This window comes from Pseudomonas crudilactis (assembly GCF_013433315.1).
Lineage (GTDB): Bacteria > Pseudomonadota > Gammaproteobacteria > Pseudomonadales > Pseudomonadaceae > Aquipseudomonas > Aquipseudomonas crudilactis.
In genome coordinates, this window is the sequence record NZ_WXVV01000001.1 from 63,194 (window position 1) to 76,686 (window position 13,493).

General features: G+C 57.9%; 12 protein-coding genes. 3 read left to right on the plus strand and 9 right to left on the minus strand.

Annotation, left to right across the window (positions count from 1 at the left end; genetic code table 11):
* The first annotated feature begins 41 nt into the window (after window positions 1-41).
* Both GTU76_RS00270 and GTU76_RS00275 read left to right on the plus strand, forming a co-directional pair.
* Complete coding sequence (locus GTU76_RS00270; RefSeq protein ID WP_180697788.1) at window positions 42-1,154, plus strand: alkene reductase; 1,113 nt, start codon at window positions 42-44, stop codon at window positions 1,152-1,154.
* Between the two features lie 255 nt (window positions 1,155-1,409).
* Window positions 1,410-2,369 (plus strand): EamA family transporter, encoded by a 960-nt coding sequence (locus GTU76_RS00275; RefSeq protein ID WP_180697789.1) that lies wholly within the window; start codon window positions 1,410-1,412, stop codon window positions 2,367-2,369.
* A 29-nt stretch (window positions 2,370-2,398) separates the two neighbouring features.
* Here the strand turns inward: GTU76_RS00275 and GTU76_RS00280 are convergent, their stop codons facing one another.
* The 9 genes from GTU76_RS00280 to GTU76_RS00320 form a co-directional block, all read right to left on the minus strand.
* Window positions 2,399-3,328: a ZIP family metal transporter gene (locus GTU76_RS00280; RefSeq protein WP_180697790.1), complete on the minus strand. Its 930-nt coding sequence runs from the start codon at window positions 3,326-3,328 to the stop codon at window positions 2,399-2,401.
* A gap of 63 nt (window positions 3,329-3,391) precedes the next feature.
* Window positions 3,392-3,640, minus strand: a complete 249-nt coding sequence (locus tag GTU76_RS00285) for a hypothetical protein (RefSeq protein WP_026000673.1) — start codon at window positions 3,638-3,640, stop codon at window positions 3,392-3,394.
* Window positions 3,641-3,843: 203 nt separating this feature from the next.
* Window positions 3,844-5,334, minus strand: a complete 1,491-nt coding sequence (locus tag GTU76_RS00290) for an aldehyde dehydrogenase (RefSeq protein WP_180697791.1) — start codon at window positions 5,332-5,334, stop codon at window positions 3,844-3,846.
* 1 nt (window position 5,335) lies between these two features.
* On the minus strand, window positions 5,336-6,238 hold the full coding sequence (locus GTU76_RS00295) for a dihydrodipicolinate synthase family protein (RefSeq protein WP_180697792.1): 903 nt from the start codon (window positions 6,236-6,238) through the stop codon (window positions 5,336-5,338).
* 132 nt (window positions 6,239-6,370) lie between these two features.
* Entirely contained in the window at window positions 6,371-7,687 is a 1,317-nt protein-coding gene (locus GTU76_RS00300) for an NAD(P)/FAD-dependent oxidoreductase (RefSeq protein WP_180697793.1), read from the minus strand.
* Between the two features lie 127 nt (window positions 7,688-7,814).
* A complete protein-coding gene (locus GTU76_RS00305) occupies window positions 7,815-8,873 on the minus strand; it encodes a GlxA family transcriptional regulator (protein WP_180697794.1) in 1,059 nt (352 codons plus the stop codon).
* Between the two features lie 88 nt (window positions 8,874-8,961).
* The gene (proX, locus tag GTU76_RS00310; protein WP_180697795.1) at window positions 8,962-9,984 is read right to left on the minus strand and encodes a glycine betaine/L-proline ABC transporter substrate-binding protein ProX; all 1,023 of its coding nucleotides are present in this window, start codon (window positions 9,982-9,984) and stop codon (window positions 8,962-8,964) included.
* A 43-nt stretch (window positions 9,985-10,027) separates the two neighbouring features.
* Entirely contained in the window at window positions 10,028-10,981 is a 954-nt protein-coding gene (gene proW / locus GTU76_RS00315) for a glycine betaine/L-proline ABC transporter permease ProW (RefSeq protein WP_077572874.1), read from the minus strand.
* 50 nt (window positions 10,982-11,031) lie between these two features.
* Window positions 11,032-12,066: a quaternary amine ABC transporter ATP-binding protein gene (locus GTU76_RS00320; RefSeq protein ID WP_180697796.1), complete on the minus strand. Its 1,035-nt coding sequence runs from the start codon at window positions 12,064-12,066 to the stop codon at window positions 11,032-11,034.
* Window positions 12,067-12,433: 367 nt separating this feature from the next.
* Between GTU76_RS00320 and GTU76_RS00325 the strand changes: the two genes are divergently transcribed.
* Window positions 12,434-13,393 (plus strand): LysR family transcriptional regulator, encoded by a 960-nt coding sequence (locus GTU76_RS00325; RefSeq protein WP_016986064.1) that lies wholly within the window; start codon window positions 12,434-12,436, stop codon window positions 13,391-13,393.
* Window positions 13,394-13,493: the final 100 nt, after the last annotated feature.

Genomic DNA, 13,493 nt, shown 5'->3' on the forward strand with positions numbered 1-13,493 from the left:
TGCCGCGCTTGAATTTCCTTTATTGAAATCTGGAGCTACCCATGACCCGTCGTCTGTTCCAACCCCTTGCACTCGGTCCTTACACCCTCGCCCACCGCGTGGCCATGGCGCCGTTAACGCGCTCCCGCGCCGGCCACCCGGGCGATGTGCCGACGCCGATGAACGCCGAGTACTACCGCCAACGGGCCAGTGCCGCGCTGATCATCACCGAGGCCACACAAATCTCCCGGCAGGCTCAGGGTTACGCCTGGACGCCGGGCATCTACAGTCCTGAGCAAGTTGAGGCATGGCGTGACGTCAGCGCGGCGGTGCATGAGGCCGGCGGGTTGATCTTCATGCAGCTGTGGCATGTCGGCCGGGTGTCCCATCCGAGCTTTCAACCCGATGCCGGCCTGCCGGTTGCGCCCAGCGCGCTGCCAGTGCCGGGCAAGACGTTTATCGTCGATGAAAACGGTAACGGCGTCTGGGGTGATGTGCCGGTGCCACGCGCGCTGGAAACCGCGGAAATCGCCGGTATCGTCGAGGACTACCGCGTGGCTGCGCGCAACGCATTGCAGGCGGGCATGGACGGTGTAGAGATTCATGCCGGCAACGGTTACCTGCTCGACCAGTTTCTTAACAGCAACAGCAACCAGCGTGACGATGCCTATGGCGGCAGCGTGGAGAACCGCGCGCGGTTTCTGCTGGAAGTGGTCGCGGCCGTCACTGAAGAGGTCGGCGCCGAACGGGTCGGCGTACGCCTGACGCCGATGGGGCGTTTTATGGGCATGGGTGATGACACCCCGGAGGCCACCTTCGGCCATCTCGTCGAAGCGCTCAATCATTGGAATCTGGCCTATCTGCACCTGGTCGAGCCGGCGATGGTCGGCACAGTTAAAGACGAGAACTTCGACCCGCGCTGGGACGCGATCATTGCCCAGTTGCGCAAGACGTGGAACGGCGTGCTGATCCTGGCGGGTGGCTACGATGCGCGATCTGCCGAACAGGCGCTGATTGCCGATCGTGCCGACATCATCGCGTTTGGCCGCCCGTTCCTGGCCAACCCTGACTTGCCGCGTCGGCTGCACGATGGCCTGGCGCTCAACGCGCCGGATCCGAGCAGCTTTTTCGGTGGGGATCAGCGTGGGTACATCGATTATCCATTTCATGCCTGAGCAGAAGCAGACCACCCGCCTCTCATGAATGTGTAAATCCCTGGAAGCAGGGGCCGATGCGCCCCTGCCCTTTCAAGTCATACGATCTCTGCGATTAATCAAATAATTAAAAATCCACCATAACGCTGAACTTATGCGTAGCTGTGCGCTTTCAGGTCTATTGCCCGACGTCGCCGAATGCGATAAAACGGGCTAGTTGTACGACAACCTAATAAAACCAAGTCGCTCGAACGGCTAACAATCCTGAGATCTGCCATGCCTCGCCCTACCGCTACGCAAACCGTACCGCCGCCCTACCCCCGTTCTCTGGCGGTGATCATTCTGTTGTGCATGGGCTGTGCGTTTGCCGGCAATCATGTGGCGGCGCGAGTCGCCTTTGATGATGGTGCGGGTGTGCTGCTGGCGATTTTGATGCGTTCCGGCGGGACCTTGCTGGTGCTCGCCATCCTGGTGCTGTGGCAAAGACAAAGCCCGCGCTTGCCGGCGGGTGCCTGGCGCTGGCAACTGTTGCTGGGGTTGCTGATCACAGCGCAGAGTCTGTGTCTGTATTCCGCTGTCGCGCGGGTGCCGGTGGCGCTGGCCCTGCTGGTGGCGAACGTATTCCCAATTCTGCTGGCATTGCTCACCTGGGCGCTGGGTGGCCCGCGACCGAGCGCACGCACCGCGAGTTTAATGGGGTTGATTCTATTGGGCCTGGTGTTTGTGCTGGACGTCCCCGGGCGTCTCTCGACCACGACAGACGTCAGTGCGCAATGGCTGACGGGCGTCGCGCTCGCATTCTGCGCCGCCAGCGTGTTCGCCTGCGCGCTGTGGATCACCGACCACAAGTTGTCTCAGGTACGTGGCTCGGTGCGCAGTCTGCTGACCATTTTCATCGTGTTCAGCAGCGTCAACCTGGCAGGGTTGACAGGTGCCCTTCCCGGCGGATTGAACCTGCCCGCCACCTCAACCGGATGGCTGGCCCTCGCCACTTTGGTAGTGCTGTACGGCACAGGCTTTATCGTCCTGTTCATTTCCGTGCCGCGACTCGACATGCCGCGCAATGCGCCGGTCATGAACATCGAGCCATTGGCAACGCTGCTGATGGGCTGGATTGTGCTGGATCAGATGCTCAGTACAGGACAGATCTTCGGGGGAGTGATTGTGGTCATGGGCATCGTTTTGCTGACTTATCGCAAATCAGTGGTCAAGGTTGAGGTTAAAGCCAGTGCGTGAGGGTTTCTCTCCAGTGGTCAGGTTCGTGATTAACCCAAAGCAGTATCGAGAAACATCATCACCCCAAAGCCAAGCATCAGTCCCAACGTGGCCGGGGTCTCATGCCCGTTACGATGGGTTTCGGGAATGACCTCATGGGACACCACAAAAATCATCGCCCCGGCGGCCAGACCGAGCGCAATGGGATATCCCAACGCAAAGCTGCTGGAAATACCCAAGCCGACAACGGCGCCAATCGGTTCCATCAACCCCGAACCCACCGCAATCAGCGCGGCGCGAAGCGCTGAGATGCCGGTTACGCGTAATGCCAGGGCGACTGCCAGACCTTCGGGAATGTCTTGAATGGCGATGGCAGTGGTCAGCGGCAGTCCGACCTTCATATCGCCGTTGGCGAAGCTCACGCCAATGGCCATGCCTTCCGGCAGGTTATGCAATGTGATTGCCAGCACGAACAACCAGACACGATTGATGCGCTGCGCGTCCGGCCCACGGCGTCCGCTTTTCTCGTGTTCGTGAGGGACGAAACGATCAAGACCGACCATCAGCGCGACACCCAACCCCAACCCTGCAACAACGACGCAGGCCGCAAGCAACTGGTTATCGCAAAGCGCCTGAGCCGCTTCTATGCCCGGCAGAATCAGCGAAAACGAACTGGCGGCCAGCATCATCCCGGCGGCGAAGCCGAGCATGATGTCTTGGGTTCGGGCGGCGATGTCTCGCAACGCAATCGCTACGACAGCGCCCATTGCCGTGGCCGCGAAGCCGGTCATGCCACCGAGAAAGGCGAAGTACAGATTCTGTTTGTTGGCCCCGACGAAGGCGCCATACCCGCTGATCAGCAGGAAGATTGTCACCCCGATCAGAATTGACCAGAAGACGCGCCCGCCCCACCCGGATGCTGAGAAACGGGCAAACCAGGAGCGAGGTGGTGCGCCTGATGAGGTCAACGGCTCGGGCATGGAAATCTCCTGTTTTGCTGATTCGATATTTTCAGCGGATGCGGATAACGACCGTACATGGCCTCAATGGTAATCGTCTCCAGCGACTGCGCGCAGGTACGCGACATCTGCTTCTCTCCGCAGGTCGCGCCATTCATCCCAACTGAGCAGGCCCAAGCGATCCATTTCATCCGACTGGCGCACCAGTTCGTCGTGATAAGCGTCTGGGCAATCCATGCGCAGTTCAAGGTTTTCCAGTGCACGTTGCCAGGCCGCCAAAGCGAGTAATCTGGTTTCTTGTGCGAACGTCAGTTGATTTTTGAACGCGTTCATTTCGCTCACCCCGAACATTTCCCGGTTGAGCGACCGACTTCGGCTTAGGTTCAAAATGTCTGAAGAAAAGCGGATGACTGAAAGCTTTCTGCTGATGTGGCTACCAACCAATCCAGCTCACGGATTGGATAACGGTATGGGGCAATCGCCCCGCCACTCAATCGAGTGGTCGGGGCGATGTGGTTTCTTGCGTCAAGGCGCTATCAGGAAGCATCAATCCAGATGGTTTTGATTTCAGTGTACTGGTCGTGCGCCCAGATCGACTTGTCGCGCCCGCCGAACCCTGATTCCTTGTAGCCGCCGAATGGCGTGGAGGCGTCGCCCTCACCGAAGCAGTTCACCGTGACGATCCCGGCGCGAATCCCGCGTGAGAGTTTCAGGGCATGGCGCAGGTTGCCGGTGTAAGCCGACGCTGCCAGGCCGTAGGCCGTGTCGTTGGCCAGCTCAATGGCTTCGTCAACGGTCTGGAACGTGGTGACGCTCAGTACCGGGCCGAAGATCTCCTCCTGGAACAGACGACTATCGCGGCTCACGCCATCAACGATGGTGGGTTCGACGAAGATGTCGTCGCGGGTGTTTCCGCCCACCAACACGCTGAGGTTTTCGTCGCGGGCCACATCAAGGTAGGAGCGCACCTTGTCGAAATGCGCCTTGCTGATCATCGAGCCCAAGCGATTTTCAGGGTCCAATGGATCGCCCATTTTCCAGTCACCCAAATGAACCTGCACACGCTGCAACAGTTCATCCTTGACGTCGGCGTGGACGATCAGGCGCGAAGAGGCCGAGCAGTTTTCACCCATATTCCAGAACGCGCCGTTCACCACATGCTGGGCAACGAGGTCGATGTCTTCGACATCATTCATCACCACGGCAGGGTTCTTGCCGCCACATTCCAGCACGATGCGTTTCAGGTTCGATTCGCTGGAGTATTTGAGGAATAGCCGCCCGGTATCGGTTGAACCAGTGAAGCTGACCATGGCCACATCCGAGTGACGGCCTAGCGGCTCACCCGCTTCCTTGCCTCCGCCGGGCACGACGTTGAAAACACCGGCGGGAATCCCCGCCTGATGCGCCAGCTCGGCGACGCGCAAGGTGCTCAAGGTGGTTTCCTTGGCGGGTTTGACCACGATCGAACAGCCTGCGGCCAGCGACGGACCGATTTTCCAGGCGAGCATCAGCAGCGGGAAGTTCCACGGCAACACCAGGCCGACAACGCCAATCGGTTCACGCACAACCATGGTCACCGCACCCGAGCCGACGGGAGCCGTAGCGTCGTAAATCTTGTCGATCAGCTCGGCATGCCAACGCAACGTATGAATCGTTTCCGGCACGTCGATGTTCTGGCATTCGCGAATCGGCTTGCCACTGTCCAGGCTTTCCAGCACTGCCAGTTCATGGGCGTTGTCTTCCAGCAATTGGGCAAAGCGCAGCAATACCGATTTGCGTGCGGACGGCGCCAGTGAATGCCAGCGTGCGTCGTCGAAGGCTTCCTTCGCCGCCGCTACGGCCTCGTCGACATCATCGGCGTTGCACGCGGCAATCTCAGTCAGCACCTGGTCGGTAGCCGGGTTGGTCGTGGTGAATGTCTTGCCTGAACACGACGAGCAAAACTGGCCGTTGATGAACGCTTGATTGCGAAACTCGAGCTTCGCAGCCAGTTCACGGTATTGCTCTTGACTCAGCAGGTCTGCCATTTCAAGCCTCCTCGACGATACGCGCGACGTTTTTCTGCAGGGTTTTGATCACGTCTTCCAGCGTCTGCTTCTCGGAAGGCTCCAGCGGTTGCAGTGGCGCACGGACCCCGCCGGCACGCAGGCCACTGAGTTCGCTACCGTGTTTGATCGACTGCACGAACTTGCCGCTCTCGAGGAAATCCATCAACGGCAGCATCGCCGACATGATCCGCCGGCCTTTATCGAAGTTCTTTTCGAGCACGCAGGCCTCGTAAAGCGCGATGTGTTCACGCGGGATGAAGTTCGAGCCGGCGCAGACCCAGCTGCGCGCACCCCAGGCGAAGAACTCCAGCGCCTGATCATCCCAGCCACAGGACAGCTGGATCGACGGATGGGCATGCGCCAGACGGTGCAGGCGACTCATCTCGCCCGAACTTTCCTTGATCGCGGCGATGTTCTTGCAGCCGGCAATCGCTTCGAAAAACTCGTCGCCCATCGCCACGCCCATTCGCGACGGATAGTTGTAAAGCATGATCGGCAGCCCGGCCGCCTTGTCCACGGCGAGCACATGGGCGGCAATTTCCTTTTGCGTCGGCAACGCATACGGTGGCGAACCGACCAGAATGGCGTCCGCTTCGAGAGACTTGGCCTTTTCGGCGAAGTACACCGAGTCTTCGGTACGAATGCCACCGGTGCCGATCACCAGTGGCAAACGTCCACGGATCACGTCTTTGGCTCGCTCGGCGACTGCCACGCGCTCTTCGGCGGTGTGCGCGTAATACTCGCCGGTGGAGCCGCCAATAACGATGCCGTGAACCTTGGACTCGATCAGATATTCGAGCACGTCGGAGAACGCTGAATAGTCGATTTGGCCATCAGCGGACAACGGGGTAATGGCAGGGGTAAAAATTCCGTCAAAGTTCATAGCGTTTTCTCCAGTGGTTCAATGTTCAATCCGAGCGCCCGACGGCATGCCGGGCAGACCGTGGTTATTGGCGGCGCAAGCCTTCAGGACGGCAGCAGAGCGACGAGGCTGCAGCGACTAGTCAAAGGAGACTCAACTTTCTCTCCCGGCGCGGTACTGCCCCCACTTGAGGTTCATGTTCACCCCAAGCGAAAGAAACGGTTCTGGCGGGTTGCTGTTGGGCCCGGGCGCCTGCAACAGGAAATCAATCAGCGGGTCACGCTGCCCCGCCAGCCAGTCAGCGAGCAACTTGCCGGTGACGGTTCCCCGCGTGACGCCTAGACCGTTGCATCCCAGCGCGCCATATACATTGGGCGCCAGTTCACCGAAGAAGCCGTTGTGATTGCGCGACATGGCCAAGGCGCCGCCCCAGGTGTAGTCGAACGTCACGTCCGGCAGCATCGGAAAACGCTGATCGAATGAAGCCTTGTGCCGGCGCACGAAACGTTCGTTGTATTTGCTGTTGCTGCGGCCATCCGGGTTGAAGGTGAAACTGTTGCGGATCAGCAGGCGGTTGTCCGGGGTACGCCGCACCGTGGTACCGAACGGATCCGCCGGAATGGCGCCCCAGAACGGTTTGCCGCCCAGGCGCGCCTGCTCCTCTTCGGTCAGCGGCCGAGTGATGCTCGCGTAGGTGTAGATCGGCAACATGCGCCCTTGCAGGAAACCGAAGCGCATGCCGAACGAGTTGTTCGCCAGAATCAGCTTGTCGGCGGTGATGCTGCCGTGAGCGTGTTTGAGGACCGTCTTGACGCCGTATTCCGCTTCCAGAATCGGGGTGCGCTCATACAGCGTGACGTTCGATGGCAAATGGTCGGCCAGGCCTTTCACCAGTCCGGACGGTTGCAATAACACTGCGCCCGGGGTGAACAACGCCTTGCGATAAAACCGCGTGCCCAAGTGTTCGGGCAACTCATCGGCATCAATCATTTGAAAAGGCTGATCGAGTTTTTCCAGGCCCCGGCGATAGGCATCGAGTACAGCGATACCACGGTTCTCCACCGCCGCCTGATATTTGCCGCAGGCTTTCATCTGGCATTCGATGCGGTACTGATCGACCAGCTCGCGAAGTATCGATTGGCCGGCCAGATTGAGTTTCAAACTGGTCCGGGCCTGCGCGATGTCACCGATGTAATCCTCAGCGCCAATGTCATGGGGAAGATCAATGGCAAAACCGGCATTGCGCCCCGATGGCCCCAGCCCGACTTCCTGCGCTTCGATAAGCACCACTTCGTCGTCGGGAAAATTCAACGCCAGTTGCCGCGCGCACGCCAGTCCCGTGAAGCCGGCACCGATGATCACCCAGCGAGCGGAACGGTGCCCATGGTGAGCCGGCTCGGGACTGCGTGGCTTGCTCAAATGAAACCAGCCACAACTATCATCATCGGCGGGTAATGAACTGACTTTCATAGTGTTAAACCGTTAATCGTTGAAGTTGCAAAACGCACGCGGCACAAAGCAAACGCACGCAGTAGCGTCGATCCGGAAACTTGCAAAACTCACACTTGTTCAAACAATGATGATTTGACTGTTTGTTCTAAAAACCGGCCGCCACGGCATAACGGCCGCTGCTGGCATAGTCACTCGAGTAGTAATAATCCCTGAAGGTCATGGGCGGTAAGCCGAACAGATCCTTGAAGCGTTTATAGAAGTGCGGATAACTGACAAACCCGGTGGCTAGAGCCACATCCGTCAACGAACGATCACTTTGCACAATCAATTGTCGGGCCCGAGTCAAACGCAGTTCCAGGTAGTAACGATTCGGTGCCGCATTCAGATAGCGGGCAAACCTTCTTTCCAATTGCCGGCGAGACACGCCAACCTGGCTGGCGATTGCGTCAATTTCCAACGGTTCCTCAATGTTTTTTTCCATCAAGTCGAGCGCGATGTTCAAAGGCTTGGGAATCGCTGAACAGCGCAGACTGTCGGCAGTCTTCGGTTGAAGATGTCCAGACTGGTGAACCCTTTTTATTTCATCAACCAATGGCGCATCGTTGTGCGCACCCAGTTCCTGCATGATCGCCAAGGTCATATCCAGCGCTGAATGAGCGTTGGCGCAAGTGGCCCGGCGCTGTGTGCAAATAAACTCGCGAGTGGATACCTTCAACTGCGGGAAATATTCATGGAGCAGACCGCAGCTGTCGCTGTGACAAGCAAAGTCTCCAGTCTCGAGCAAACCGGCATCGGCCAGATAAAACGCGGCATTCCAGCAACCGGCAACGATCCCTTTGCTCGCGGACTTCTTCAGCACTCGGCGCAGCACTGGCTGTGTGGCAAGCCTCACACGCTGGCCTCCGACGACAATCACTGCATCATGACTGAAGCCTTCCGCCACCAGCCTTTGCGTGGCCAGCGACACGCCGATATCACTTTCAACCAGCCCGCCCTGCAGTGAGTAGGTCGACACTTGGTAAATCGTTTCGCCATTGATCAGGTTTCCAGTGGCCAGGGCATCCATCGCCGTTGAAAGGGTCGTCAACGAAAAATGATCGAGCAGGATAAACGCCACCCGCACCACACGTTCGTGGCCCGACATCACGGTGGATGGGCGAAAGCCGATGTTCTGTTGTTTCAACGGACTCTGGAAAGTTTCCATGTTGCGTCACCCGCTCGCCTTCACTTGAAACGACAACTCGTTGGTTTGGCGACTGGCACCGCCCGCCGCCAAACCGTGGTCGAACCGATTACTTCGCTGCCGCCCGGGCGTCACTCAACCAGCCGTCATAGGCTTGCTGGTTGGCCTTGATCCATTCCGCGGCATGGCGCTTGATGTCGGCCAGCGACTTCTCACCGTTTTGCATACGCAGGTTTTGCGCACTTTCAGCGGCCGTCGGGATGCTGACTTCAGAGAGGAACTTGCGCGCCACCGGGTTCTTTTCGGCGAACTCTTTGCTCATGACGGCATTGATCGTGTCCACCGGGAAACCGAGGTTCTTGCCGTCGTGGAAGGTGTCCTTGCTTTCCTTGCCATCCGGCAGCGAAGTGAACGGCACCGGCAACCAAACCACGTCACGCCCTTCTACCAGAACACTGGCGATCCACTGCGGAACCCAGGTGAAGAACAGCACGGGTTTGCCTTGCTGAAAGCGCGCAATGGTGTCCGCCATCAACGCGAAATACGAGCCGCGGTTGTCGACCACCGTTGGCCCCAGGCCGTAGGCTTTCATGTGGTGCTCGACCATGATCTCGCAGCCCCAACCCGGGTTGCAGCCTGTCAGGTCAGCCTTGCCGTCACCGTTGCTGTCAAAGAGTTTGGCGATTTCGGGTTTCTTCAAGTCCGACAGATCCTTGATCTGATAAGCCTCTGCGGTCTTCTTGTCGATCATGTAGCCCTGCAGCACGCCCTTCATGATTTGCCCGACCTTGACCATCACGTCATCGCCGCCGGCCTTCTCATAAAACGCTTGGTGCAGGTGTTCCCATTCATGCACGGTGAAATCCGCATCACCATAAGACAGCGCGAGAAACATCGCCGGGTAGTCGACTTCTTTAGGCTGTTTGACGTCGTAGCCCAACTCCTTAAGGCCAGCGATCACTACTTCGCCGCGAAAGCGCTCTTCGGCGATCGTCGGGAAAATCGGCGTAATCGAAACACCGGCACCGGGTTTATTGGCATCGGCCGCGTAGGCCGCCGAGCACAACAAGGTGCCAAACACTGCAGCTACCAGGCTCGCAACCACGCTTTTCTTGAGATTTGTCAGTTTCATGTTTCACCACGCTTGGAGTTTTTAATGGGGTGAGCAGGCCAACTCAATTCGTCACTGGACGTGCAACGTTCTTCTTTTTCTTCAGTTTCATGACCAGCCCCACGGGGCCGCTTTCATACCAGCGCTGCCCTGTGGCCAGATCGCTGCTGCGCTCTCCCATTGCCTGGGTCAGTCGATCAAGGAATACCGCGAGCAGCACCAGGCCGGCGCCGCCGACGCTGGCCAGGCCCATGTCGAGGCGGCCGATGCCGCTCAACACCATCAAACCCAGACCGCCCACCGAGATCATCGAGGCGACGACCACCATCGACAGCGACAACATCAATGTCTGGTTGAGACCAGCCATCATCGTTGGCGCCGCCAACGGCAACTGCACCTTCATCAGCATTTGCGTAGCCGTGCAGCCGAACGCTCGGGCGGCTTCGACCTTGTCCGCAGGGACCTGACGAATACCAAGGTTGGTCAGCCGCACCAGCGGCGCGACGGAAAAGATGATGGTGACGATCACACCGGGGACGTTGCCGATACCAAAGAGCATCACCACCGGCACCAGATAGACGAACGCCGGCAGTGTCTGCATGGCATCCAGCACCGGGCGGATGATCATTTCCGTGCGATCACTGCGTGCACACAGGATGCCCAGCGGTATGCCGATCACTGCGCAGAACAACAGCGATGTCAGCACCAGGGCGAGCGTGACCATCGCATCGCTCCACACACCGATCAGCCCAAGCCCGGTGAGGGTGGCGACGCTGAAAATGGCGATGCGCTTGCCGCCAATCTGCCAACTGATCAGTCCGGCAATGATGATGAACACCGTCGGCGGAACCGACAGCAGTCCCCACTGCACACCGTCCAGCACTTGATCGACCGGCCAGCGGATCGAGCGAAACACTTCCCTGAAGTTATGCACCAGATATTTAAGGGCGGTTTCCACCCACGATCCCAAGGGAATATTGAGACTTTGAAAAGGATCTAAAAAGTTGAAGTCTGACATGGTGCTACCTCGCCCTCAGAAGCGGTAAATCAATTCTGATTATTCAGAGTTCAGCTGTTACACAGACAGCTCAGAAGATGGCCTTGCGAAATCGAACCTTTATAAAGCCCAACTTCATCCACCACCGGCATGGGAGTTGCCGAGGCAGCAACCAGATGAAAGATGTCTCGAAGAGACGCTTCCGCTTTAATCGGCGTTTGCCCGCCCGGTATATAAGCGACATTGCAATCCTGTTGCGCGATATCACCCGCTTTCAGAATGCGACTGGTGTCGAAGCCATTAAAGAAATCACGAACATATTTATTCACCGGGTTGCACAGAAGTTCGCGCGGCGTGCCGATTTGCACCACGCGCCCGCCTTCCATGATCGCAATGCGGTGACCGATGCGAACCGCTTCTTCTATATCGTGGGAGATGAAAATGATCGTGCGGTCCTGCTCGGCCTGGAGCTTGATCAGCTCCCCCTGCATCTCGCTGCGAATCATCGGATCGAGTGCCGAGAACGCTTCGTCCATCAGCAGAATGGCGGGATCATTGGCCAGCGCGCGGGCCAGGCCGACGCGTTGTTGCATACCGCCGGAGAGTTGGTGAGGAAAGCTCAGCTCCTGCCCCGAAAGCCCGACCTGCTCCAGTGCGCCCATCGCGCGGCAATAGCGTTCCTTCTCGCTGACACCGCTGATTTCCAGGCCGAAGCTGACGTTGTCGATGACGCTCATGTGCGGCATTAAAGCAAACGACTGGAAAACCATGCCCATGTCTTTGCGACGAACCTGCAACAAGTCCTTGTCGCCCAGGCCGGTGATTTCCTTGCCATTGAGAAAGATCTGCCCGGACGTCGGTTCAATCAGCCGGTTAAACAATCTGACCATGGTCGATTTGCCGGAGCCGGACAACCCCATGATCACAAAAATCTCGCCACGGCGAACAGAGAAGTTGGCATCAAAAACACCAATCGCCTGACCGGTCTTTTTGAACACTTCAGATTTTGATGCGCCTTCTTTAACCATTTTCATGGCAAGTGCTGGCTGCGTACCGAAGACTTTGAAAACATTCTTTACGCAAATGATCTCGTCGGAACTTGTCATACCTTGCCTCCTTCGCATCGTGCATCTTTCGCATTAAGCGACAGGCAAACGAGCAAAAATAATTGTAAGCGGCAGCGGTAATGAATAAATGTCTTCACGACGGGCTTCCTTTTATTATTTTTGAGGTCCCAGGAAAAAGGGATGTTTCAAATCTATTAGCATCACCCCGCTTAATCCAACTACATTTACAGGGGCAATTCGATAACGTCGGGTTATCGGTTGCGACGACTGCCACTGCCGAGTGCCGCGTCAGCACCATGAGCGACCGGGTCTATCCCCAAAGCGACGCTCGCGTAGCCCTCCCCGCACGGTTCCGTTACCCTCCTCGCGCTTCGTTGGGGAGCTGTATCGTTAGGAGTGTGTACGAATGAGCAAGCATGTCGACCCTGACACCATCCTGCTGAAAATGCCGTCCTTGAGGGCTGTGAAGGCATTTGTGGCCGCCGCCAAATACGAAAGCTTCACCCGTGCGGCCGAGGCATTGTGCGTTTCGCAAGCCGCGATCAGCCGGCAGATCCGTGAACTTGAAAGCTATCTGGGCGCGCAACTGTTTACCCGGGTCGGCCGTGCGGTGGAACTGACGGCCGCTGGTGCAGTGTTCTTCGATGCCGCGCAACTGTCGTTCGTCAACATCGCTCAGGCTGCCGAACGCATTCGCAGCAGCCAGTCGACCAAGAAGGTGCTCACCGTCTGTTGCTCGCCGGCCTTTTCCGCACTGTGGCTGTCGAATCACCTGCAGGAGTTCTTCGCGCAGTGCCCGGACATCGAACTCAACCTGATCACCACGCAGAACTTTCTGACCATGGAACCCGGTGTGCAGCCGGACATCTTCATCACCAAGATTTCGCGCATCCGTGATGGTTATAGAAGCTACCCGTTGTGCCACGACGTGATTTACCCGGTCTGCACCCCGCAGTATCTGGAGAAACACCCGGAGATTTCGACGATCGAAGGCGTGCGCGATTCGGCACTGCTCAACCTCAGCCCTTACGGCCGCTCGCAAGTCGCCGAGCATGTCGACTGGGGTGTGTGGCTGGCATTTCAGGCCATCGATATCGATGACCGTCCGACCAACAGCCCGCAAATCTTCAACGCCAACGACTACAACCTGCTCATCAGTATGGTCCTGACCCATCAGGGCATTGCATTGGGCTGGAATCACTTGGTCACGGGATTGGTGCAGCAAGGCCTGCTGGTGCGACCGATCGAGCAACAGGTGCAATTGCGTAATAGCTGGCACTACCTGAGCTGTCGCGAAAGCTCCGAAAACGAAGACGAACTGCGGCGTTTTCGCGAATGGATTCTGGCGAAGTTTCCCCGCCGTTAATCCAGCCTGCACAAGCCTCGGGCGATTTGGTTATCAATAGCCCGACGAAAATGTTGCTAGAGCGGCACCCTCCCCGTGGCTCATTGTTGAGCCGTGCCGG